Source organism: Pseudoalteromonas sp. G4 (assembly GCF_028875915.1).
Lineage (GTDB): Bacteria > Pseudomonadota > Gammaproteobacteria > Enterobacterales > Alteromonadaceae > Pseudoalteromonas.
On record NZ_JAPEHW010000027.1, the window covers coordinates 23,770 to 44,093 of the forward strand.

Sequence of the window (20,324 nt, forward strand, 5' to 3'; positions counted from 1 at the left end):
GATCTATGGATTATCTTTACTTGCACGGACAGATATCCATAGATCCCATTTTTATTTAACCCCTTACTAGAGCCTTCCCTATGCAAATAGTTATTTTAAAAGATGCAGCAGCAGTGGCCGAATACGGTGCTCAGATTTTTATCGACCAAATTAACAGAAAATCAGATTCTGTATTAGGTTTAGCAACGGGTTCAACGCCTGTGGCACTTTATCAGGAACTTATCAAAGCAAATCAAGCAAGCAAAGTAAGCTTTAAGCAAGTGACAAGCTTCAACCTTGACGAGTACCTTGGGTTAGATGGTGACCATCCACAAAGCTATCGTTTTTTTATGAACGAGCAATTATTTAATCATGTTGATATTGATAAGAATAATACCTTTGTACCGCCAGGTGATGCGCAAAACCCAATTACTGCATGCAAAATGTATGAAAATAAAATCTCGCAAAGTGGTGGGGTAGATGTGCAGTTATTAGGTATTGGCCGTAATGGTCATATTGGTTTTAATGAACCATCATCAAGCTTGGCATCACGTACGCGCGTTAAGACTCTAACCAAAGAAACAGTTGAAGATAACGCACGTTTCTTTGCTGAAGGTGAATTCCAACCACACTTATCAATTACCATGGGTATTGGCACGATTTTAGAAGCTAAAAAAGTGGTTCTATTAGCAACGGGTGAAAACAAAGCCGATGCGATACGCGATATGTGTGAAGGTGCTGTATCTGCGGTTTGTCCTGCATCAGCATTACAATTCCACCAAGATGCAGTAGTAGTAATTGATGAAGCGGCTGCTAGCAAGTTAGTGAATGCAGAGCTTTATAAGCATATTGAAAGCGAAAATCAGAAGTTACAACAATACTTAGCAGAACTACCAAACTAAGCATTTTGTAACATCATTTTTGTTTTAAAAAGCGCCATTGGCGCTTTTTTTATGTTTTAATACAAGCATACTAAATTCAATAAATTAGCTATGCAAAACCTGCCTTTTAGTCAAATGCCGCTGGCACGTTGTTCGCGTGAGCGCAGCAAACCCGAATTTATCAAAACTCAACTTAATCGTGTTGATGCAAAAGTATTGCTCTTTTATCAAGACAATATGCTTTCAACAAGTCATTTGGATGATTTGTTATGGTTAAGTGTTGAACACGTTTCTCAAATTTTAGGTCGCAAACCACACCTATTTTTAGGGCTTGATAATGAAACGCCTTACTTTGCCATGGAAATTTCTCAGCAAGAGTTGCAACTGGATGAACTCAGTTGTTATCAAACCTTGCCTTTTCGCGGTCAACTTGCGAGTTTCCCTGCAACAAGTGTTGCGATTGCGGGTTATGCTAAAACCTTACTGCATTGGCATAAAACCCACGTGTATTGTGGCCGTTGTGGCAGTAAAAACATATCATTTGAAGGTGGCTATTCACGTAAATGTACCAATAAACAATGTGGTCATATTACCTTTCCTCGTCACGATCCTGCGGTGATTATGATAGTGAAAAAAGTGTTTGATGATGGCATTGAGCGCTGTTTGCTTGGCCGTCAAGCGTCGTGGCCAACTGGCAATTACTCAGCGCTTGCTGGCTTTGTGGATGCAGGCGAAACTCTTGAAGAGGCGGTTATTCGTGAAGTAAAAGAAGAGTCAGGCGTTGATGTGAATGAGGTTGAATACATTGCATCGCAACCTTGGCCTTTTCCAAGTTCCGTTGATGTGAATGAGGTTGAATACATTGCATCGCAACCTTGGCCTTTTCCAAGTTCCGTGATGATAGGTTTTGTCGCTACAGCTAGCAGTACAGACGTTGATATTGGCGAAGATGAATTAGAAGATGCACGCTGGTTTAGTCGTGACGAATTAGCCGAATTTGGTGAGTGGGGCGATGAAACTAGCACCTTTAAAAAGCCACGTTTTAGTTCGATTAGCCGCTTTTTATTGGAGCATTGGATTAACTCATAACAAATTTGATTTGATTAGACGTCTAAAAGTCTATTTAATATTTGCAACAGAACCAAGAGTAGATTTGATTAATGAAAGCTAATACCCAAATTATTCACGCAGGTCGTAAAACAAAATATACCCAAGGTGTGGTGAATCCGGTTGTACAGCGCGCCTCAACCATAGTATTTGACTCTGTTGCGCAAATGAAAGAAAACACCGCAAAACGCGGTGAACAAGCGCTATTTTACGGGCGTCGTGGCACCCATACTCACTTTGCCCTACAAGATGCGATTACAGAACTTGAACAAGGTGCTGGTTGTGCGTTATTTCCAAGTGGCGCGGCAGCGGTAAGTAACGCTATTTTGTCGTTTGTAAAAACCGGTGACCATATTTTAATGGTGGATACGGCGTACGAGCCAACGCGCGATTTTTGTGACAAAATTTTAGCCAATATGGGCGTGAGTACGACTTACTATGACCCGATGATTGGTGAAGGCATAGTCGAGCTTATTCAAGATAATACGGTATTGTTATTTTTAGAAGCACCTGGTTCCATTACCATGGAAGTGCAAGATGTACCACTTCTTACCAAAATTGCCAAAGCACATGATTTATTAGTGTTTATTGATAACACTTACGGTAATGGTTATTTTTTTAAACCACTTACACATGGTGTAGATGTATCCATTCAAGCGGCAACCAAATATATCGTTGGTCATTCAGATGTGATGATGGGCGTTGCGATTGCAAATGAAGCGTGCTGGGAGCAATTACGTGAAAATGCCTATTTAATGGGGCAATGTACTTCTGCTGATGATGCCTATTTAGCACTGCGTGGTTTACGTACCATGCCCGTGCGTTTAAAGCAGCATGAGCAAGCAGCGTTAGAAATTGCAAATTGGTTAAAAGACCACCCACTTGTGGATCATGTGCGTCACCCAATGTTTGATTCGTGCCCAGGGTCCGATGTATTTAAGCGAGATTTTAATGGTAGTACTGGGCTTTTCAGTTTTGTTTTAAAAGGCGGTAATCAAGCTGCGATTACTGCGTTATTAGATGGTATGAGTCATTTCAAAATGGGCTATTCATGGGGTGGCTTTGAAAGCTTGATTACGGTTACAAGTAGCTTTAATCGTATTCGTACCGTAACTAATTATGATTTTTCAGGACCTTTGGTACGAATTCATGTTGGACTTGAAGACGTAGAAGATCTTAAACTGGACTTAAAAGCAGGATTAGAACGTTTCCAAGCACAATTAAAATAAAGGAATTTTATGGTTTCAACTAGCTTTCACCGTGTAATTGCATTTGCACAATTTGAATTTTCACGGTTTTTATTTTCAAAAAGAGGGCTAGTTGCCATTATTAGCTACCTTGCTATCTGGGCACTTATTTTGACCAATGTGGTGGCTAAAGGAGCTGCGTTTTTCAAAAATCCCCAATTTGAGCGTTTTATAACGCAAATTCTTGGAGAAGTGGGGCTTGAAAATTTATCAAACTGGCCGGTCCCTGAACTCATTGTGTTTTGGTTAGTTTCGGTGCTTACCTTTCCATTTTTTGCGATGTTTTCTTCTGCCGATCAACTTTGTGGTGATAAGGCACGTGGCACAATTCGATTTTTATTACTGCGAGCAAAACGAGAAGATTTATTGCTTGGGCGTTTTTTAGGGCAAGTATTAGTCGTTAGCTCGTTTATCTTACTTGCGTTAATAGCTAGCAATATTTTGATTGTATGGAACGACAGCACACAATTGGCAGCAGCACTTAACTTAAGTAGCGGCATTTTTATCGATTTAGTGTTTGTTGTGTTACCGATGATCGCTTTTATGTTGTTACTGAATGTTTATTCCACTTCATCTAAACAAGCGATAGTGCATTGTCTTTTATTACTAACGTTGGGCAGTATTATTATTGGCTTACTCGCAGATTATGTGTGGCAGGGGCTTGAGTTACTGAGTTATTTATTACCTAACGCTAACTTGTTTAACACTTTGTCTTTATCGGCTAGCAAGGCTGAACAGTATTTGCTTCCTGTAGCGCAAACAGTGGCTTACGGTGCTTTAACCTTTACATTATTTAAGAAACAAGGGGTATAACCATGATTGAACTTAAAAATGTAAGTAAGCATTTTGCGTCTAACAAAGTCCTGGTTGATGTATCCATGACCATTCCAAGTGGCGAGCCGGTGGCGATTATAGGTCCTAATGGGGCAGGTAAAACCACACTTTTTAGCTTAATTTCAGGGTTTATTTCACCGAGTAGCGGTGAAGTACTGTTTGATGGCAAGGTGATACCACATAGTGAGCAATTTGGAAAACTTGCTGTGTTGCCGCAAGATGCGCAGCTTGATCCGCGCTTTACCATTGAAAAACAACTGGCTTTTTTCTCTAAACTTCAAGGCTTTAGTAAAAGCGAGGGAATAACTGAAGTTTCTCGTGTACTTGGCTTAGTGGGTTTACTTGAGCATAAAACTAAAAAGCCACAAGAGCTTTCTCATGGTATGCGAAAACGTGCGTGTATTGCGCAATCCTTGATTGGTAGCCCATCTTTTGTGTTGCTTGATGAGGCCACAGCAGGCCTTGACCCGGTGCATGCCAAAGAAGTTAGAGAGCTCATCGCGAGTTTAAGTAAAGACATCACCTTTATTTTAAGCTCACACGATTTAGCTGAGCTTGAGCGATTGTGCCAACGTGTGTTTGTGTTTGAAGCGGGCAGTTTGAAACAATACTCAGGTGATGGTGATACCACTTCTCAGGCCTATTTGACGCTGAGATTGAAACAGCATTTAGATAATTTAGATAACGTGATTGCAGACCTTAATGGGTTAAGAAACTTAAAAGTAACTCAATCACGTGAATACTTAATTGAATACGATGCCAGTGTCACTGACTTTGATATTCAATTACTGCAATGTTTACATCACCAGAGCATTGCATATCAGCAAATTTATAATGGAAAAACACTTGAAAACCAGTTATTTGATTAAAAACTTTAATGCATTAGATTTACCAACAGAGCCAAGCTATGAGCTTGCCTGTGCTATTTGCGATTTTACCGATGAAAAGCACTGGCAGCCACTGATTGAACAAATATGTGAAAACAATGACTTGGCACTTACTGTGTTACAGCGTGCAAGCTCAGGTGAAAATCCCACATTTTTATTGGAAAGTGCCAGTAAACAATCGTTTTACATTAAATTAATTGCGCCAAACTGGCTCTTTCAATATCACCACGAGGCCGAAGCGTTACGCCTTTGCGATAACGCATCCCTACCGATAGCAACACCCAAATTGATTGCCCATGGCGAAATTAATAATTGGGGATACATTGTTACCGAGGGCTTGGAAGGTCAGTTGCTCTCAGATGTGTATAACGAACTAACACTTGAAGAACAAAAATCGATTGCAGATCAGCTAGGGCGCTTTTGCTTGCAAATGCACAGTATGCCAATGGAGAAATCAAGCGTACTTTATAAAGATTGGCAGGCATTTATTGAAGCGCAATACCACAATAGTTACGCCCGCCGAAAGCGACAAGGTTTACGCGCAGATTTTTTAGCCGATTTTATCCCTTATATTGCTCATACACCTTACAAAGCGCCTGAAACAAGTAATTTATACCTAATACACAGTGATTTGCACCCGGGTAATTTACTCGTAAAGCGAACTGATTCAGGGGCTATACTGTCTGGTGTAATTGATTTTGGTGATGCCATCATTTGCAATGAACCGGTGTTTGAATTCACCACAGTGGGATTATTAATTGCAAAAGGTAGATCTGAGGTGTTTCAACAGTTTTTAGAAAGTTATTTATATCAAATTGATGATAAACGTACCTTTTTAAATAGCTTAATGACACTGACTTTATTACGACATACAGGTAATTTAAATTACCTTATTGAATATGTGCCAGGTGTAAAACAATGCACCAATTGGCCAGATGCTGAACAGTATCTTTTCCCTTTTCCATAGCAAAGGAGCAAATCATGGGACTTTTATCAGGTTTAATAGGAAATGCGAGCGAAGTTGATAGCGAAGAAGTAGAACGTTTTATCGATAGTGCATTAATTGAAGGTGAACAAGTCGAAAAAGCGTACAAAGTGATCCGTGATGTCATGGTGTTTACCAACAAGCGCTTAATTTTGGTTGATCGCCAAGGTGTTCGTGGCAACAAAGCGGAAGTGCTGTCTATCCCATACGGTAAAATTACAAAATTTAGTAAAGAGTCAGCGGGCACCTTTGATCTCGATGCAGAATTAAAGATCTGGTTAGGCTCAGAGCCAAACCCAATGACAAAAGAGTTCAAAGCGGGTGATGATATTGACCAAGTCTACAAAATTTTAAGTCAGTACACATTAGGATAGTGCAACACACAATATGAAAAAAATAATTTTATCTTCTTTATTTCTCGTTTCAGCTGGCGTAAATGCTGCAAGTTATCAATCATTTAACGAGTTTAATTATGTAAATGCTGATAACTACGATGGTTTTGCATTGAGCAGCCACTACTTTTTTAAACCGCAAGCAATGATAGGTGTGTTAGATGAGTTTGGCTATCTAAATACCGATACTAACCTGTACGGCTCAATCAATAACTTTTACGATGATAATGTTTACAATATTGGTGGCGAGTATTTCTTACCAAATAATGTATTTATCACCGCAGACATTGCCAAACAGGGAGACTTTGATGCCTTTAGTGTTGGCGCTGGTTTTTTACTGAATGATGATTTTAAAGTAAGTGCCCGTTACAGTGATGCTGATAACGCAGACGGCGAAGTATTTGCTCGCGCTGAATATAATCATCAAATCAACCGCATTGATTATCTTGCAGTTAGTTTTGATACTGAAGTAGACCTTGATAGCTGGGAACTGGCTTCTCGCTATTTTATGGCACTTAATAGCGCGCAGCATTTAGCAGTTGATGCATCAGTGACTGAAACTGGAAATGATTTAGTAACGCGGGTGTTTGGTACCTACTATTTAAACCAAGCAATCTCTGCGGGTGTTGGTGTTAATGATGGCAAGTTTGAAGTGAAAGCGAAATACTATACGGACGCCAATTTTGCCTTTTCAATTGGTTATCAAGATATTGATGAAGCTCTTGTTTTTGCTGTTTACGGCCAGTTTTAAAACTGTTTAAACAATAAAAAACCGCTGAATTTCAGCGGTTTTTTTGTTTAAGCTAAGTTAGATTACCAACCACATTGGCGACCTTTGTTTTGCTCATCTAAGTATTTTTGTAATGGTGCAAAGTAATCAAGAATCGCTGTTGCATCCATTTCTGGCTTACCCGTTACGCTTGCAAGCGCTTCTTGCCATGGACGGCTAGAACCCATTTTCAGCATCGCATCTAAACGCTCACCTGCTTCTTTTGAGTTATAAACGCTACAACGGTGAATTGACTCTTTGCTACCCGCGATTTCACAAAGTGCACGGTGGAATTCAAATTGCAGAATGTGCGCTAAGAAATAACGTGTATAAGGTGTATTTCCTGGTACGTGGTATTTTGCACCTGGATCAAAGTGTTCTTCAGTACGTGCTACTGGTGCTGCTACACCTTGGTACTTTTCACGCAGTTCCCACCATGCTTGGTTGTAGTTCTCTGGCGTTACTTCACCTGAGAATACTTTCCAGCGCCATTGGTCAACTAGTAGACCAAATGGGATAAATGCAATTTTATCCATAGCCATTTTCATTAGAAGGCCGATATCTTTTGATTCATCTGGTACTTCATCAAGTAAACCGATTTCTTTTAAGTAACCAGGTGTTACAGAAAGGGCGATAGTGTCACCAATTGCTTCGTGGAAGCCATCGTTAGCACTTTCTTGATAGTAAATTGGTTGTGTGTTGTAAGCGCGCTGGTAGAAGTTGTGGCCCAGTTCGTGGTGAATTACTGAGAATTCTTCACCAGTACGTTGGATACACATCTTAATACGTAAGTCGTCTTTGCTATCTAAGTTCCAAGCTGAAGCGTGACATTGCACGTCGCGATCTTGTGGTTTAATAAACAGTGAACGCTCGTAGAATGTCTCAGGTAATGGTGCAAAGCCCATTGAGGTAAAGAACTTCTCAGCACCGCGCACCATCTTTAGTTCGTCATAGTTGTGCTCAGCAAGTAATTCAGTTACATCGTAACCTGGATCAGCGTTTGCAGGTGCAACTACATCGTAGATATTGCCCCACGTTTGTGCCCACATGTTACCAAGTAAGTGTGCTGGAATAGGCTTGTCTTGTGGTACTTTGTCTTCACCATATTTTTCGCCCAGTTTTGCGCGAACATGACAGTGTAGTGAATTATATAGCGGCTTAACTTGACCCCAAATACGATCTAGCTCTTTTGCAAAATCATCAGCTGGCATATCGTATTTACTACGCCACATTGCACCTGTATCTGCATAGCCAAGCTCGTTAGCACCTTGGTTGGTTAATTTAACTTGTTGCTCGTAAAGTGGACGCATTGGTTTAGCAACTTCACGCCAGCCAGTCCAAATATCAAGTAGCTCGTCGTAATCACGGCTAGTTGCCATGGTGGCTGTCATATCGCCAAGACTTAAGCACTTACCGTCCTCTTTACAGTATTTACCTTTACCATAAAGGCCGCCAAGTTCAGCAACGATTTTTGAAAGCTCAGCTGTTTTAGCCGGATCTTGTGGTGCAGGCAGGGTGAGTGCCAGCTTAAGTTTATCTAGTTTACGGCGGCTATCTTCGTCTAGGTCTAATTTATCAAATTTAGACGCTTCATTTGCTAAACGAACTACGGCAGCTGTCATCTTTTCGTTTGCTGCTGCCGATAGGCCTGAAGTATCGTGCGTAATAAAGTTTGCGTAAATCCATTCAGCACGGCTAACTTCGTTATAAAGCGCCATTAATTCTGTTTCAGTATTTGCTAAAAACGCTTTTGCGTCTTGAGCTGTGACTTGTTGTGTTGCAGTTGATTTTTCTGAATTATTTGCATTACAGCCAGTTAACGCAACGGCTGATGCTACCAAAATTGCTGGTAGTGAGAGTTTAAATGGTGTCATTTTATTATCTTCCTTAGCTGGATGGCTTTGCGCCAATCTTCGCCATAATAGCAGGGCTATAAAACTGGGTAAACGTAGTTAGACTTTTTCGCGGATATGTCCATACTTGAATAAGAGTCAAATAAAGTCCAGGTAAGGTTTTAGAATGTTGATTTTTATAATAATTGTTTTTGCTATTGCGGCGATATTTGGAATTCGTGCAAACCGCCTTAGATTTGTAACAAAACCTGTTTTTAATTACTTCAAAAAAGCCTTGCCACCGCTTTCAGATACTGAGCGTCAAGCTATGGAAGCCGGTGATATTTGGTGGGATGGAGAGCTATTCTCTGGGCGTCCAAATTGGCAAACATTTAGAAGTTATCCAAGCCCCAAATTCAGCCACGAAGAGCAAGCATTTATTGATAATCAAGTAACCACATTATTAGATATGTTGGACGATCATCAAATTGTTACAGAGCGCGATTTACCAAAAGCGGTTTGGCAATATTTAAAAAAAGAGGGCTTCTTTGCTTTAATCGTGCCGAAAAGCCATGGCGGACATGGTTTTTCGGCCTATGCTAACTCCACAATTGTGAGCAAAATTGCGTGTTCTAGTTTATCAGCTGCGGTCACTGTGATGGTGCCAAACAGTTTAGGGCCTGCGGAATTACTTGCTCATTACGGCACTAAAGAGCAACAAGATTTTTGGCTACCAAAACTGGCAAATGGTGATGAAGTACCTTGTTTTGCTTTAACAGCACTTGATGCAGGCTCTGACGCTGGTGCGATACAAGATTATGGTGTGGTGTGTAAAAAACGTTATAAAAATAAAATGACTATAGGCATTAAACTCAATTGGCAAAAACGGTATATCACGTTAGCTCCCATTGCAACGGTGATTGGTCTTGCATTTAAGTTATATGATCCTGATGGGTTATTAGGCGATAAAGAAGATTTAGGTATTTGTTGCGCACTTATTCCTGCCAAAACAAAGGGCGTTACATCTGGTAAACGCCACGACCCGATGGGCATGGCATTTATGAATGGCCCAACAACAGGGGAAGATGTATTTGTTCCACTTGATGTATTAATTGGCGGTGAGGACTTTATTGGTAAAGGCTGGCGTATGCTTGTTGAATGTTTAAGCGCGGGGCGGGGGATTTCCTTGCCTGCACTGGCAACTGCTACTGCGCATTTAACCACACGTACAACCAGTGCTTATGCATTAATTCGCAAGCAGTTTGGTTTACCCATCGCGCATTTTGAAGGTGTCGCAGAAAGCCTAGCGCATATAGCTGCAATGAGTTACCTCACAGAATCTGCAAGGCGTATGACCACTACGGCGCTTGATCTCAATCTAAGCCCAGCGGTGATTACTGCAATAACAAAATACCATCTTACAGAACTTGGGCGAGACATTATTAACCGAGGCTTTGATATTCAAGCAGGTAAAGCGGTTCAAAATGGGCCGAGTAATAGTCTTGCGAGTGCCTATAAAGGTACGCCTGTGTCGATTACCGTTGAGGGGGCAAATATACTGACACGCTGTTTAATGATATTTGGCCAAGGTGCTACACGGTGCCATCCGTTTATTTTGAAAGAAATGGAAGCGGTAGCGTTAGAAGATGAACAAACTGGATTGAACCAGTTTGATGACCATCTCTGTAAGCATATCGTGCATACCATGGGTAATTTTGGTTTTAGTTTCTTCCATTCGCTAACTTGTAATTGGTTTGTACCTAAGGTGAGCGCCGGTCCGGTTGCGCATTACTACCAAACATTAACTAAATTAAGTGCGTCTTTTGCTTTTTGTTCTGACTATGCGATGTTGTTGTTAGGAGGTTCATTGAAACGAAAAGAAGCTACTTCAGCACGCCTTGGTGACATATTGAGTCAACTTTACTTAGCAAGTAGTGTTTTAAAACGTTATGAAGACGATGGTAGGCAAGTCTCCGATTTACCTTTTGTTACTTACTCAATTGACCATTGTTTGTATCAGATAGGTCAGGCATTCGAAGCATTTTTTGCAAATATACCCCTTGGCAAGCTTATTCGTATTACAGTTTTCCCATGGGGAAATCCTTACAAAAAGCCAAGTGATGTTACGTTGAACAAAGTGGTAAACAGTTTGAGTAAAAACACAGTTATGCGCGAGCGCTTGTGTAACCTTTGTCATTTTAAAGCTGGTAGTGACATTGATAATATGGAACGTTTATTGGTGCTCTTGGCAGAGCAAAAAGATTTAATTTCTCGCTTTGAAAAAGCCATGAAAAAAGCACGCTTTGATGTTAAATTTAACCGCTTAACAGCAATAAGAACATTAAATGATTTTAGCGAAGAAGAATTAGCCTGTTTAACTGAATATGAAACATTAAGGCAAGCAGTTATAAATGTGGATGAGTTTGACGAGCTTTAGTAAATGCGCAAGGGGCTGATGATGTAAGAATGGATCAGCCCCTTTTAAATTTTTACTTTGTTTAACGAGCGTAAGGGTCGTCCAGTACTTTTTCGATATACCAAGTACCTTTCACTTTAACTAACTGAATTTGGCGCATATCTGCAACTTTGTTGCCGTTATGCTTACCATGTAAAATGACATTCAATGTTGCCGTATCACCAAAGCGTTTTCGCACACTGCGGCTGCCATGGTCAATCTCAATTTCTACTTCGTCGAAGCGCATATTTAAGACATTGCGGGCAAATTGTTTGGTTGAACCATACGATTTAATTACACGGCCATATTTTGGGATAGATGCATTAACAGCTTTATTAATATCATCTTCTAATAAAATGGCGTAAAAAAATTCTGATGCTTTATATTCAGGAGAGTCGTTATCAGCCTTGATTTCTGGTGCTTCTTCCGAGCAAGCCGCAAGAGCGAAAATAAAAAGTGATATAAAGATTTTGCGAAACATAAGCCTAATTGTAGTTTTTGTATTTAGGCTAAGTGTGGAATGATTTTAACAGGATGTAAAGTGCGAAGCGGTGCTTCGCACTTTTAGCAAAGATAATTACTGAACGAGTTCTTGATCTGTGAACTCTTCAGCAAATAATGGGCTCGTTAAGTAACGTTCTGCCGAACTTGGAAGAATAACAACAATCTTCTTGTCTTTATTCTCAGGTAGTTCAGCAATACGCTTAGCTGCAACTACAGCTGCACCTGAAGAGATACCTGCTAAAATACCTTCTTCTTTCATTAGGCGGTGCGCCATTGCAATTGCGTCTTCATTTGATACTTGCTCAACGCCATCAATCATTTCAACGTCTAAGTTGCCAGGAATGAAACCTGCACCAATACCTTGAATTTTATGTGGACCTGGTTTTAACTCTTCACCAGCAATCTTTTGGCTGATAACAGGTGAGTCAACTGGCTCTACAGCGATTGATTTAACGTTTAAGCCTTTTTCTAGTTTTAAGAAGCGGCTTGTCCCTGTGATAGTACCACCTGTACCAACACCTGCAACGAAGAAGTCTAAATCACCATCTGTTGCATCGAAAATTTCAGGACCCGTTGTTTCGAAGTGAATTTTAGGGTTTGCTGGATTTTCGAATTGTTGTAATAAGATGTATTTTTCAGGCGCACTTTGCTGAATTTCTTGCGCTTTTTCAATTGCACCTTTCATACCTTTAGCACCTTCAGTAAGTACTAAGTTAGCACCTAACGCTTTTAATAGCTTACGGCGCTCAAGGCTCATTGTATTTGGCATAGTCAGAGTTAGTTTGTAACCACGCGATGCAGCAACAAATGCAAGTGCAATACCTGTATTTCCTGAAGTTGGCTCAATAAGCTCTTTGTCTTTTGTCAATTCACCTGACTTTTCCGCTTCCCAAATCATTGATGCACCGATACGGCATTTAACGCTGAAGCTTGGGTTGCGCGCTTCAATTTTAGCGTAAACATTACCAGAAGTTACGCGGTTTAATTTAACCAGTGGTGTATTACCAATGCTTAGTGAATTGTCTGCAAAAATATTACTCATTATGTGTATCCCTAAATGTTCGGATTCATTTAGGCTAAGCATACTGTCTAATGGCAAAAACAAAAGGAAAGTTTGGCTATAATATATATCCCTTTTTTGCATAAAAAAGGGAGCAAATGCTCCCTAAATACGATTTGTGCCTATTGCATCCATGCATAAGACATTTTTAAAAATACAGAGCGGTCGGTTTTTTCAATTTTAGTTAGGTCATCATCTTGATAACCGTTATCAGAATAACCTGCAAAAAATACCGTTTGCGGGTTCACTTTATAAGAGTATAAAAATTGTGTGGAAAACCCTTTATAACTCTCATTTACATCATCGATATAGTTATCCGGATTGCGTTCAATATCACGATAAATAACGGCTAATCTGACAAAACTGCGGGTATTAAATTGATAACTTATGCGCGCATCCGTAAGGTTAGCCGTGAATAAGTCATCTCCAGCCACATCCATGGTTTCAAATGTGTGGCGAAAACGTAATTCTAAATGACGATTTAAGTTCACATTAATGACCGGTCTAATGCGGGTTTTATCACCTAAACGGTTATTAGCAAGATCAATATGATTACCTGTATTTGCATAAAGAGAAGCAAACACACCTGACATTGGCTTGAACTCCAAATACATGCCTACTAAGTTTTCGTTAAATAACGTGGTGTTGTTATCAATGGCTAAATTTGCTTTGTTATGACGTAAACCAACACGATCGCGTTGCATTAACTCAAGTTGAATAAAGCTCTGTAATGGACCATTAAGTGACAATTCGCCTTGCACTTCTTTTTCCAGTAATTCGCCATTGTCATTATGGCTAATGTCCCAATCGCCGTAAAATTCAATTCGGTTATACCAATCAATGCCTTGCTCGCCATACCAGCGATAACGACCACCACTTACAAATTTATTAAAATCGACTTGGTTCATAAAACCTAAGTCGCCACGAAAATCTTTGCCTAGGTTGTCGTAGCGAGCAAAGAGGCTCCAGTATTTTTCGTTATGCTCATAACTTAACTTATAGGCAATGTCGTTAATTGCATCTTCAGCACTTACGCGAAGGTATTGCTCGTTAATATCACAATCGGTTAAGCCATCGCATTGTGTTGTAGCTTGCTCTTTACAATCCGAAAGACTATCAGCATCACATATGCTTTCTCTAAATTCATCAGAATATTTTGTTTGTGAAAATGCAACTTGAGCAATAAAGGTGTCGTTTTCAGTGAGTCGATATTTGCTATCGAGTGATGATAAGTAGTTGTAATAATCATCAGCACTACGCGCTGTGGTGGTCGCAGCCATAGAAAAGTCATTGGTAAAATCATAACGATAGCGAGCTGCGATATTATTACTCTTACTATCTAATGACACAATTGTTGAACCCAAGTTACCCGGAATAATAACATTACTTTGATTATCATTGGCCATAAAGGCGCCAAATGTATGACCAGTAACACTACCTGTGAGTTTTATCCCCGCATCCGGCTCAGCAACATTACGGGTGTAAATTAAATTCCAAGGTGTTGAAAAGTAATCACTGTTTTCTAAGAAAAAGGCACGCTTTTCAGGAAAGAAAAGGGTAAAACTATTGTTGATGCCTAGTTGAGCAACATCCGCTTCAACTTGTGAAAAGTCAGGGTTTAATGTTGCAGTAAGGGTAACTTCCGGCGTGATGCCCCATTTCACATCAAGCCCTGGCTCTAGCGAATTATCCGCTTGCCAATCTTCCATAGGATTAGTTGACACATCGCGGCTTTCACTTCGACCTGCCACCACAGTTGGAACCAGCGTTAAGTTATTGCCTTGTTTTGCTTGTTCAAAGCCAGAAACCGTTTGCATCTGGCATACCCAACAGCTGTTAGCGTGATCTATGTTAATTGATGAGATGCGAAGACGTTCATTGCGCGGTAAAAACCGCACAAATTCCATCGCCATATCTTTACGTTGTTGACCCTGTTCAAAGTTCAATATGCGAAATGGGATTGATACTTCTACAACATAACCAGTATCAGTAATTTGACCCGCACTGTGCCAAATGCCATCCCATGCATCGCTTTCATGGCCTGTCAGTGCATCTTCAATTGAGTCCATTTGCACACCAAGCGGGTTTATAAAAAACTGATAGGCTAATTTTTCATTGTTGTATGAATCGATTTTTAAGCCAACGAGGTCATCATTCCAGTTTTTATCACGGTCACGGTAAAACGCGCGAATTTGATCTGGATTTGAATCAGATACAACAAATGCAACGTTAAGGGACTCGCCATTTTCATAAACTAATGCATAAGCTGTCTCATCAGCTGGCACGTTTTCATATGGCCAAGTGATATTGTTTATATCTATTCGTTTCGCTTGTTGCCAAAATGCTTCTGAAAGTTGGCCATCAATAGTTGGCGTTTCATATATATATGGTATAGATAAAGATGAATCTGTTTTTGCAACTAACGTTGAAGATAATAGAGCTGCACACAGTGCGAGCGGTTTTCTCATGATGATTTTGCACGTACTTCTTATAATTGGCGCTAAGTGTAGTGCTTGGAGAGTAATGGAGCAATTTGGATAAGGTTAAGTAACAAAAAATAACGATAAAGCTATTCACTTTATCGTTATTTTAAAAAGAGTTTTTAATTGTATTTTTTGTTAGCGAGCAACAATCATCATCACACCAGGGATTACAAAAAATGCGCCTAATACATATCCAAGTGCTAGAGACTTATTATTCGAACCAACTTCTGCAAGCTTGCTTGCAGCACGTAGTGGTAAATCACGTAAGAATGGTGTGCCATAAATCAGTGCAACAGCAAATACGTTAAACATAACATGTACTAGTGCAATCGTTAATGCTACCTCTGCTGCTGCGCCTGTAATTGACGTTGCTGCAAGTAGGGCAGTAATTGTAGTACCAATGTTTGCACCTAGCGTGAATGGGTAAATTTGCTTTGTTGAAAACACACCACTACCAGCAAGCGGGATCATTAGACTTGTAGTCGTTGATGAAGACTGAACCATTACTGTAACCACAGCACCAGAAGTAATACCTGCAACAGGGCCTTTACCAATCGCACGGTGAAGCATTTCTTTTGCTGTACCCACTAGGGCTTTTTGTAGTAGTTTTCCAAGTGTTGTTACAGCGAATAAAATCATTGCAATACCAACAACAACCATAGCTACACCTAGCATTTTGCCATCAAAAAATGCTAAACCATCTTTTACAACACCAACAGCAGGCTTAACTAATGGTTTGATAAAGTTATAGCTTTTCAATGATAAATCAGCATCACCAACAAATAAGTGTGCAAGACTTTGTGATAATTTTTGTAATAAACCAAATGCCAGTTCAAGTGGTAAGAAAATCGCCACGGCAATTAAGTTGAAAAAGTCATGAACAGTTGATGCTTCAAATGCGCGCTTGAATTCTTCTTTTGAGCGAATATGACCAATTGATACAAGTGTATTGGTAATTGTTGTGCCAATATTTGCACCCATTATCATAGGGATTGCAATATTAATTGGTAAACCACCCGCTACTAAACCAACGATTACTGAAGTTACAGTAGATGAAGATTGAACTAATGCCGTTGCTAATGCGCCTAGTAATAATGCTACAAATGGATTTGTTGCAAATGCAAAGATTTCTTTTGCGCCTTCGCTGCCGCCAGACGCTAATTTGAAACCGCCACTTACGGTACTAACCGCAACTAACACCAAATAAACTAAAAATGCGATAGCAGCCCAGTTTAAAAATTTTGCAGCTACGCTCTGCTGAGGGTTTATTGGATTTGATGTATTTTCACTCATTACATTTCTCTTCATTAATCGGCGACAGGATTTGTCGCTTTTTGTGACAATAAAATGTCATTTTTATTACGGCGCGGATTAAAACAGAGAAATATGAAAGAAATATTACAGTCGCTGTAATATTTTTGTCATGACGATAAATAAATACCGAGTTTGTACTCTAAAATACTGTTACAAATGCGTATTTTATGAATGTAATCGATTGTAAATGATAAATAATTTATTAAATCGCTGACTTAGTGAACAAACAGTCAAAATCACATTATAAATGCGTTTTAAGTTGTTCGACTTTACTAATTAGTATGGTAAGGTTAAGCCACTTAAATATGTATTAGATTTACAACCGTGAGGTAACCTCTTGATTAACGTACTGTTAGTTGATGATCATGAACTAGTTCGCACAGGTATTAAGCGTATACTGGATGACGTACGTGGATTTAAAGTGGTAGGCGAAGCAAAGACTGGCGAAGAGGCGGTTCAGTTTTGTCGTCAAAATAACCCAGATATTGTACTCATGGATATGAATATGCCAGGTATTGGCGGACTTGAAGCAACTAAAAAAATCTGTCGTTTTTGTCCGGATGTAAAAGTAATTGTGCTTACAATGCAATGTGAAGATCCTTTCCCAAGTAAAGTAATGCAAATTGGTGCACATGGTTACCTGACGAAAAGTGCAGGGCCAGAAGAAGTGGTTAATGCTATTCGCGCGGTTAAAACTGGACAACGTTATATTGCCCCTGAAATTGCACAACAGATTGCACTTGCGCAATTCAGTGGACGCAATGAAGAAAATCCGTTTGCCTCATTATCTGATCGCGAACTGCAAATAATGCTGATGATTACTAAAGGTGAAAAAGTACAAACTATTGCAGACCAATTAAATCTAAGTTCTAAGACAGTTAACTCTTATCGTTACAGGATGTTTGAAAAGCTGAATGTGGGTGGCGATGTTGAGCTAACACACCTTGCTATTCGTCATAAAATGATTGAGATTGACTCTGATTAAATGATGTCAGCGTTTAACGCAAAAACCTTCCTCAAAACAGTTACTTCAGAACCTGGCGTCTACCGAATGTTAGACGCAAAAGGGCAAGTGATTTACGTTGGTAAAGCAAAAAACTTAAAAAAGCGACTTTCGAGTTATTTTCGCGAAAATATCCCTGAGAATAAAACCCGTGCACTAGTTGCAAATATTGCTCAAATAGAAGTTACCCTCACCAATACCGAAACGGAAGCGTTATTACTCGAAAATAACCTCATAAAAAAATACATGCCGCGTTACAACATCTTGTTACGCGATGATAAATCTTACCCATACATCTTACTTACAGATCATCAACACCCTCGCTTGGCTTTTCACCGGGGTACGCGCAAGATTAAAGGTGAATATTTTGGCCCTTATCCAAGTGCTGGGTCTGTTTCTGAAAGCTTACGCTTAATGCAGAAAATATTTCCGGTACGACAATGTGAAGATGCTTATTACCGTGCGCGCAGTCGTCCTTGTCTTCAATATCAACTAAAGCGCTGTTCAGCACCGTGTGTTGGCAAAATTTCTGATACGGACTATCTGCAAGAAGTGGATATGGTGAAAAAGTTTTTGGCAGGGCGCTCATCAGAGGTAATCGCAGCACTGGTTGAAAATATGGAAGCGGCGAGTATCTCGCTTGAATTTGAAAAAGCGGCGCAAATTCGGGATCAAATATTATTGCTTCGTAAGATGCAAGAGCAGCAAGCTGTTTCGGGCAATGTTGCAGAACTCGATGTAATTGGTTTCTCAGCTAAAAATGGACTGGTGGCTGTGCATGTATTAATGATCCGCGATCATAAAATATTGGGCTCTAAAACTTACTTCCCAAAAACGCCTAAAGATAGTTCAAATGAAGAGGTACTCGAATCCTTTTGCGCGCAATATTATGTGCAACTATCAAACACTGGGCGAATTCCAAAACAGCTGGTGGTACCTTTTAGTTTTAACGGCAGTGAAACACTTGCTGAAGGCTTATCTTCAATTTGCAGCAAAAAAATAAGCTTTATTACAGCACTAAGGGGAGAAAAGGCCGATTATCTGTCGCTTGCAAATAAAAATGCGAACAATGCATTGGAAGTCAAGCAAAGTGCTAAAGATTCGATTGCTAAACGCTATGCGCAACTTAAAGATACTCTTAGTTTAGAAACAATCAACCGTATGGAATGTTTTGATATCAGTCATACCATGGGCGAAAACACGGTGGCATCGTGTGTCGTCTTTGACGATCAGGGACCTGCCAACAAAGAGTACCGTCGATTTAATGTTGAAGGCATTACCCCAGGTGATGATTATGCCGCAATGGCATTTGCGCTTCGTAAGCGTTATAACAAATTGACTGATGAAACGAAAATCCCTGACATTATATTTATCGATGGTGGTAAAGGGCAGTTATCTCAAGCTGAAAACTATTTTGCTGATTGGCCACATAGTAAATTACCGTTATTAATTGGTGTTGCAAAAGGTACTTCACGTAAGCCGGGTCTTGAAACATTATTAATTGATGGTGGTCGCAGAACGGTTAACCTTTCTTCGGATGCGCCAGCATTACATTTAATACAACATATTCGTGACGAAAGTCATAGATTTGCCATTGCTGGGCATCGAAATAAACGGCAAAAGCAACGAAATACCTCAGTGCTTGAGGAGATCTCTGGTGTTGGCGCTAAAAAACGTCAAGCAGTATTAAAATATTTAGGTGGCATTCAAGGGGTAAAAAGCGCTACTATTTCTGAACTGGAGCGAGTGCCGGGTATTAGCCGCAGTATCGCAGAACGAATCTATCATCATTTACATGATGACAAATAAATAAAATACCAATATGTGGAACATTCCTAATACCTTAACAACTTTTCGTCTAATTCTAATTCCGATTTTTATTATTTTCTTTTTTATTCCTGCTAAATGGTCTTTCTTCTGGGCAGCCTTTATATTTTGGTTGGCTTCGGTAACCGATATGCTTGATGGTTATTTAGCAAGAAAGCTCGAGCAGTCGACGCCTTTTGGTGCGTTTCTTGACCCTGTCGCTGACAAAGTAATGGTTTCTGTTGCGCTCATCGCATTAACTCAACATTACCAATCACTTTATATCACCATTCCAACAATTATTATTATCAGCCGAGAAATTATTGTTTCTGCCTTACGTGAATGGATGGCCGAAGTAGGTGAGCGTGCAAATGTGGCAGTATCACAATTAGGCAAAATTAAAACTGCAGCACAAATGTTGGCGATCATCGGACTAATTTGGCAATACGACAGTCAAATGATCACGCTTTCGTTTGTGTTATTTTATATAGCGACTATCTTAACATTTGTTTCGATGGTGCAATATTTGGTTGCTGGCTGGGGCGCACTTTCACAAGCAAACAAATAAATTCGTGTTTATGCATCGAAATCATTGCATAAACGAGTGTTTTTAAATCATTTTAGATAAAAAATAATCAAACGAATTAAATCCGACATTTTTATGTTGACGCGTTTAATAATCTATGTAGAATGCGTCGGTGTTGAGAGGGGAGTGGTTAACTAACTGCCCAATTGGAAACGCGAGTATAGCTCAGCTGGTAGAGCGCGACCTTGCCAAGGTCGAGG

At 39.9% G+C, this 20,324-nt stretch carries 17 protein-coding genes; 12 read left to right on the forward strand and 5 right to left on the reverse strand.

The window, feature by feature from the left end; genetic code table 11:
- Nucleotides 1-80: 80 nt before the first annotated feature.
- The 8 genes from nagB (at nt 81) to ON073_RS09960 (ending at nt 7,063) form a co-directional block, all read left to right on the forward strand.
- A complete protein-coding gene (nagB, locus tag ON073_RS09925; protein ID WP_274761732.1) occupies nt 81-881 on the forward strand; it encodes a glucosamine-6-phosphate deaminase in 801 nt (266 codons plus the stop codon).
- A 90-nt stretch (nt 882-971) separates the two neighbouring features.
- Nucleotides 972-1,949 carry an NAD(+) diphosphatase gene (nudC, locus tag ON073_RS09930; protein ID WP_274761733.1) on the forward strand — a complete coding sequence of 326 codons (978 nt, stop codon included), beginning with the start codon at nt 972-974 and terminating at the stop codon, nt 1,947-1,949.
- A 71-nt stretch (nt 1,950-2,020) separates the two neighbouring features.
- The gene (locus ON073_RS09935) at nt 2,021-3,196 is read left to right on the forward strand and encodes a cystathionine beta-lyase (RefSeq protein ID WP_274761734.1); all 1,176 of its coding nucleotides are present in this window, start codon (nt 2,021-2,023) and stop codon (nt 3,194-3,196) included.
- Between the two features lie 9 nt (nt 3,197-3,205).
- Nucleotides 3,206-4,027, forward strand: a complete 822-nt coding sequence (locus ON073_RS09940) for an ABC transporter permease subunit (protein ID WP_274761735.1) — start codon at nt 3,206-3,208, stop codon at nt 4,025-4,027.
- A 2-nt stretch (nt 4,028-4,029) separates the two neighbouring features.
- Nucleotides 4,030-4,917 (forward strand): ABC transporter ATP-binding protein, encoded by an 888-nt coding sequence (locus ON073_RS09945; protein ID WP_274761736.1) that lies wholly within the window; start codon nt 4,030-4,032, stop codon nt 4,915-4,917.
- Entirely contained in the window at nt 4,883-5,902 is a 1,020-nt protein-coding gene (locus ON073_RS09950; RefSeq protein ID WP_274761737.1) for an aminoglycoside phosphotransferase family protein, read from the forward strand. Before ON073_RS09945 ends, ON073_RS09950 begins: the two co-directional genes overlap by 35 nt.
- A 14-nt stretch (nt 5,903-5,916) precedes the next feature.
- Nucleotides 5,917-6,294, forward strand: coding sequence for a PH domain-containing protein (locus ON073_RS09955; RefSeq protein ID WP_274761738.1), 378 nt, complete (start codon nt 5,917-5,919; stop codon nt 6,292-6,294).
- Nucleotides 6,295-6,307: 13 nt separating this feature from the next.
- Nucleotides 6,308-7,063, forward strand: coding sequence for a putative porin (locus tag ON073_RS09960; RefSeq protein WP_274761739.1), 756 nt, complete (start codon nt 6,308-6,310; stop codon nt 7,061-7,063).
- A gap of 62 nt (nt 7,064-7,125) precedes the next feature.
- Here the strand turns inward: ON073_RS09960 and ON073_RS09965 are convergent, their stop codons facing one another.
- On the reverse strand, nt 7,126-8,955 hold the full coding sequence (locus ON073_RS09965) for a M2 family metallopeptidase (protein WP_274761740.1): 1,830 nt from the start codon (nt 8,953-8,955) through the stop codon (nt 7,126-7,128).
- Nucleotides 8,956-9,100: 145 nt separating this feature from the next.
- Between ON073_RS09965 and ON073_RS09970 the strand changes: the two genes are divergently transcribed.
- Nucleotides 9,101-11,350 (forward strand): acyl-CoA dehydrogenase, encoded by a 2,250-nt coding sequence (locus tag ON073_RS09970; protein ID WP_274761741.1) that lies wholly within the window; start codon nt 9,101-9,103, stop codon nt 11,348-11,350.
- A gap of 61 nt (nt 11,351-11,411) precedes the next feature.
- On the opposite strand, the gene ON073_RS09975 is transcribed toward ON073_RS09970, so the two are convergent.
- The 4 genes from ON073_RS09975 to ON073_RS09990 all read right to left on the reverse strand — a co-directional run bounded on the left by ON073_RS09975 (nt 11,412) and on the right by ON073_RS09990 (nt 16,708).
- Nucleotides 11,412-11,849: a hypothetical protein gene (locus ON073_RS09975; RefSeq protein ID WP_274761742.1), complete on the reverse strand. Its 438-nt coding sequence runs from the start codon at nt 11,847-11,849 to the stop codon at nt 11,412-11,414.
- Between the two features lie 96 nt (nt 11,850-11,945).
- A complete protein-coding gene (cysK, locus tag ON073_RS09980) occupies nt 11,946-12,914 on the reverse strand; it encodes a cysteine synthase A (RefSeq protein ID WP_274761743.1) in 969 nt (322 codons plus the stop codon).
- Between the two features lie 140 nt (nt 12,915-13,054).
- Nucleotides 13,055-15,400 (reverse strand): carbohydrate binding family 9 domain-containing protein, encoded by a 2,346-nt coding sequence (locus ON073_RS09985; protein ID WP_274761744.1) that lies wholly within the window; start codon nt 15,398-15,400, stop codon nt 13,055-13,057.
- A gap of 150 nt (nt 15,401-15,550) precedes the next feature.
- On the reverse strand, nt 15,551-16,708 hold the full coding sequence (locus ON073_RS09990) for a Na/Pi symporter (protein WP_274761745.1): 1,158 nt from the start codon (nt 16,706-16,708) through the stop codon (nt 15,551-15,553).
- A 358-nt stretch (nt 16,709-17,066) separates the two neighbouring features.
- Between ON073_RS09990 and uvrY the strand changes: the two genes are divergently transcribed.
- The 3 genes from uvrY to pgsA are packed head-to-tail and all read left to right on the forward strand — an operon-like array spanning nt 17,067 to nt 20,106.
- Complete coding sequence (uvrY, locus tag ON073_RS09995) at nt 17,067-17,714, forward strand: UvrY/SirA/GacA family response regulator transcription factor (RefSeq protein ID WP_274761746.1); 648 nt, start codon at nt 17,067-17,069, stop codon at nt 17,712-17,714.
- Nucleotides 17,715-17,717: 3 nt separating this feature from the next.
- Nucleotides 17,718-19,541, forward strand: a complete 1,824-nt coding sequence (gene uvrC / locus ON073_RS10000; protein ID WP_274761748.1) for an excinuclease ABC subunit UvrC — start codon at nt 17,718-17,720, stop codon at nt 19,539-19,541.
- Nucleotides 19,542-19,554: 13 nt separating this feature from the next.
- Nucleotides 19,555-20,106 (forward strand): CDP-diacylglycerol--glycerol-3-phosphate 3-phosphatidyltransferase, encoded by a 552-nt coding sequence (pgsA, locus tag ON073_RS10005; protein ID WP_274761747.1) that lies wholly within the window; start codon nt 19,555-19,557, stop codon nt 20,104-20,106.
- Nucleotides 20,107-20,324 lie beyond the last annotated feature (218 nt).

Bases quoted from the DNA above. Each gene is read 5' to 3' on its own strand.
- ON073_RS09960 (WP_274761739.1), top strand. From the start codon at position 6,308: ATGAAAAAAATAATTTTATCTTCTTTATTTCTCGTTTCAGCTGGCGTA.
- uvrC (WP_274761748.1), top strand. From the start codon at position 17,718: ATGTCAGCGTTTAACGCAAAAACCTTCCTCAAAACAGTTACTTCAGAA.
- nudC (WP_274761733.1), top strand. From the start codon at position 972: ATGCAAAACCTGCCTTTTAGTCAAATGCCGCTGGCACGTTGTTCGCGT.
- ON073_RS09985 (WP_274761744.1), bottom strand. From the start codon at position 15,400: ATGAGAAAACCGCTCGCACTGTGTGCAGCTCTATTATCTTCAACGTTA.
- pgsA (WP_274761747.1), top strand. From the start codon at position 19,555: ATGTGGAACATTCCTAATACCTTAACAACTTTTCGTCTAATTCTAATT.
- ON073_RS09950 (WP_274761737.1), top strand. From the start codon at position 4,883: ATGGAAAAACACTTGAAAACCAGTTATTTGATTAAAAACTTTAATGCA.
- nagB (WP_274761732.1), top strand. From the start codon at position 81: ATGCAAATAGTTATTTTAAAAGATGCAGCAGCAGTGGCCGAATACGGT.
- ON073_RS09970 (WP_274761741.1), top strand. From the start codon at position 9,101: ATGTTGATTTTTATAATAATTGTTTTTGCTATTGCGGCGATATTTGGA.
- ON073_RS09965 (WP_274761740.1), bottom strand. From the start codon at position 8,955: ATGACACCATTTAAACTCTCACTACCAGCAATTTTGGTAGCATCAGCC.
- ON073_RS09955 (WP_274761738.1), top strand. From the start codon at position 5,917: ATGGGACTTTTATCAGGTTTAATAGGAAATGCGAGCGAAGTTGATAGC.
- cysK (WP_274761743.1), bottom strand. From the start codon at position 12,914: ATGAGTAATATTTTTGCAGACAATTCACTAAGCATTGGTAATACACCA.
- ON073_RS09975 (WP_274761742.1), bottom strand. From the start codon at position 11,849: ATGTTTCGCAAAATCTTTATATCACTTTTTATTTTCGCTCTTGCGGCT.
- ON073_RS09940 (WP_274761735.1), top strand. From the start codon at position 3,206: ATGGTTTCAACTAGCTTTCACCGTGTAATTGCATTTGCACAATTTGAA.
- ON073_RS09945 (WP_274761736.1), top strand. From the start codon at position 4,030: ATGATTGAACTTAAAAATGTAAGTAAGCATTTTGCGTCTAACAAAGTC.
- ON073_RS09935 (WP_274761734.1), top strand. From the start codon at position 2,021: ATGAAAGCTAATACCCAAATTATTCACGCAGGTCGTAAAACAAAATAT.
- ON073_RS09990 (WP_274761745.1), bottom strand. From the start codon at position 16,708: ATGAGTGAAAATACATCAAATCCAATAAACCCTCAGCAGAGCGTAGCT.